This window comes from Methylibium sp. T29 (assembly GCF_000576205.1).
In the GTDB taxonomy this organism is placed as follows: Bacteria; Pseudomonadota; Gammaproteobacteria; order Burkholderiales; family Burkholderiaceae_C; genus Methylibium; species Methylibium petroleiphilum.
Genome location: NZ_AZND01000344.1, coordinates 1 through 2,921, shown reverse-complemented (window position 1 = coordinate 2,921; position 2,921 = coordinate 1). Strand labels below are relative to the sequence as shown.

The following is a 2,921-nucleotide window of genomic DNA, read 5'->3' as shown; positions in this document are numbered from 1 at the left end:
CGGTCTACCGCCTGCCGGGCGGGGTCGCGGCGACGGTAGGCGCTGTGCAGCCGCTGATGGTCGTGTTCATCTCTGCCGCTCTGCTAGGTAGCCCGATACGATTGATGGCGGTCCTGGGGGCTATTTGCGGAACTGCGGGCGTGGCGCTGTTGGTGTTGACACCAAACGCAGCGCTAGATCCTGTCGGCGTCGCAGCGGGCCTGGCGGGGGCGGTTTCCATGGCGTTCGGAACCGTGCTGACCCGCAAGTGGCAACCTCCCGTGCCTCTGCTCACCTTTACCGCCTGGCAACTGGCGGCCGGAGGACTTCTGCTCGTTCCAGTAGCTTTAGTGTTTGATCCGCCAATCCCGATGCCTACAGGAACCAATGTTCTCGGCCTGGCGTGGCTCGGCCTGATCGGAGCGGGTTTAACCTACTTCCTTTGGTTCCGGGGGATCTCGCGACTCGAACCTACAGTTGTTTCCTTACTGGGCTTTCTCAGCCCGGGGACCGCCGTGTTGCTAGGATGGTTGTTCTTGGATCAGACGCTGAGTGCGCTTCAAATCATCGGCGTCCTGCTCGTGATCGGGAGTATCTGGCTGGGCCAACGTTCCAACCGCACTCCTAGGCGCGTATAGCTTGCCGGAAGTCGCCTTGACCCGCATGGCATAGGCCTATCGTTTCCACGATCAGCGATCGGCTCGTTGCCCTGCGCCGCTCCAAAGCCCGCGACGCAGCGCCGGCAGGCAGAGCAAGTAGAGGGCAGCGCCTGCAATCCATGCCCACCCGTTCCACGTTGTTATAGAAGCCGCATAGATCGCCGTGAAGAGGAGGGGTCCGACGATCGAGGTCAGGCTGGTGAGCGCCGCCAGTGAGCCTTGCAGCTGCCCCTGACGTTCCTCATCCACCTGCCTGGACAACATTGCTTGCAGCGCCGGCATTCCGATGCCACCCGAAGCAAGCAGGACCATGATCGGGAACGCCATCCATCCCCGTGTCGCGAAGGCAAGCAGGATGTAGCCTGTGCCGTCGGCAATCATTCCGAGCATGAGTGCCCGCCTTTCGCCGAGCCGGGCGGCTACAGGGGCGGTGATCATTGCCTGGGCGAGTGAATGCAGAATGCCAAATGCGGCAAGCGAAATGCCGATCGTGGTCGCGTCCCAGTGAAAGCGATCCTCGCCGAAAATGACCCAAAGCGCGGCCGGCACCTGTCCGACAAGTTGCATGATGAAGAAGACCGCCATCAGGGCGGCGACGACGGTCATGCCCCGGGCCCACCGGAACGAAGCGAGCGGGTTGAGAGCCTCCCGGCGTAACGGCCGGCGTTCGCCTTTGTGCGACTCCGGCAAAAGGAAACAGCCCGTCAGGAAATTGAGGCCGTTCAAGGCTGCCGCGGCGAAGAACGGAGCGTGGGGGGAGAAACCGCCCATCAGCCCACCGAGCACAGGTCCCGCGACCATCCCGAACCCGAAACAGGCGCTCATGAAGCCGAAGTGCCGCGCGCGCTCATCGCCATCAGTGATATCGGCAATATAAGCGCCGGCTACCGCCCCAGTCGCCCCGGTGATGCCGGCCACGATCCGCCCGATATAGAGAACCCAAAGGAAAGGCACTGTCGCCATGATGGCGTAGTCGACAGTGGCGCCGGCCAGCGAGACGAGCAAGATTGGCCGCCGCCCGAAACGATCCGACAGCGCGCCCAGCACAGGTGCGCAGGCAAATTGCACCAACGCATACAGCGCCAGCAGAATGCCATAGTGGGCGGTGACGTCGTTCGAGTGAACCAGATCGCGCAGGAGGCCCGGCAGCACCGGCATAATCAGGCCGATGCCGACAGCGTCGAGCGCGACAGTGCTCAGAATTACGATCAGGGGTCTGTTGGGTTTCACGTCTGGCCTCCGGACCAGCCTCCGCTGGTCCGATTGAACGCGCGGATTCTTTATCACTGATAAGTTGGTGGACATATTATGTTTATCAGTGATAAAGTGTCAAGCATGACAAAGTTGCAGCCGAATACAGTGATCCGTGCCGCCCTGGACCTGTTGAACGAGGTCGGCGTAGACGGTCTGACGACACGCAAACTGGCGGAACGGTTGGGGGTTCAGCAGCCGGCGCTTTACTGGCACTTCAGGAACAAGCGGGCGCTGCTCGACGCACTGGCCGAAGCCATGCTGGCGGAGAATCATACGCATTCGGTGCCGAGAGCCGACGACGACTGGCGCTCATTTCTGATCGGGAATGCCCGCAGCTTCAGGCAGGCGCTGCTCGCCTACCGCGATGGCGCGCGCATCCATGCCGGCACGCGACCGGGCGCACCGCAGATGGAAACGGCCGACGCGCAGCTTCGCTTCCTCTGCGAGGCGGGTTTTTCGGCCGGGGACGCCGTCAATGCGCTGATGACAATCAGCTACTTCACTGTTGGGGCCGTGCTTGAGGAGCAGGCCGGCGACAGCGATGCCGGCGAGCGCGGCGGCACCGTTGAACAGGCTCCGCTCTCGCCGCTGTTGCGGGCCGCGATAGACGCCTTCGACGAAGCCGGTCCGGACGCAGCGTTCGAGCAGGGACTCGCGGTGATTGTCGATGGATTGGCGAAAAGGAGGCTCGTTGTCAGGAACGTTGAAGGACCGAGAAAGGGTGACGATTGATCAGGACCGCTGCCGGAGCGCAACCCACTCACTACAGCAGAGCCATGTAGACAACATCCCCTCCCCCTTTCCACCGCGTCAGACGCCCGTAGCAGCCCGCTACGGGCTTTTTCATGCCCTGCCCTAGCGTCCAAGCCTCACGGCCGCGCTCGGCCTCTCTGGCGGCCTTCTGGCGCTCCTGCTGCGGCGTCCGCTCGTGGGCCGTGGCGCGGGTCCGCGCGCCGGCCTCGTGCGCCTGGCGCTCGCGGGCGAGGTCCAGGGCGGCCGTCTTCACGTTCTGCCTTGCGCAGATGAGAT

Annotated in this window: 3 protein-coding genes and 1 pseudogene; 2 read left to right on the top strand and 2 right to left on the bottom strand. The window is 63.2% G+C overall.

Features of this window, described 5'->3' with window-relative positions:
* A pseudogene (locus x551_RS24720) lies at nucleotides 1-637 on the top strand (EamA family transporter); the annotation flags it as partial.
* A 31-nt stretch (nucleotides 638-668) separates the two neighbouring features.
* On the opposite strand, the gene tet(A) reads toward x551_RS24720, so the two are convergent.
* Nucleotides 669-1,868: a tetracycline efflux MFS transporter Tet(A) gene (tet(A), locus tag x551_RS20565; RefSeq protein WP_012579085.1), complete on the bottom strand. Its 1,200-nt coding sequence runs from the start codon at nucleotides 1,866-1,868 to the stop codon at nucleotides 669-671.
* Between the two features lie 105 nt (nucleotides 1,869-1,973).
* Between tet(A) and tetR(A) the strand changes: the two genes are divergently transcribed.
* The gene (gene tetR(A) / locus x551_RS20560) at nucleotides 1,974-2,624 is read left to right on the top strand and encodes a tetracycline resistance transcriptional repressor TetR(A) (RefSeq protein ID WP_000164043.1); all 651 of its coding nucleotides are present in this window, start codon (nucleotides 1,974-1,976) and stop codon (nucleotides 2,622-2,624) included.
* A gap of 31 nt (nucleotides 2,625-2,655) precedes the next feature.
* On the opposite strand, the gene x551_RS20555 is transcribed toward tetR(A), so the two are convergent.
* Nucleotides 2,656-2,898 (bottom strand): transposase, encoded by a 243-nt coding sequence (locus x551_RS20555; RefSeq protein ID WP_000844627.1) that lies wholly within the window; start codon nucleotides 2,896-2,898, stop codon nucleotides 2,656-2,658.
* Nucleotides 2,899-2,921: the final 23 nt, after the last annotated feature.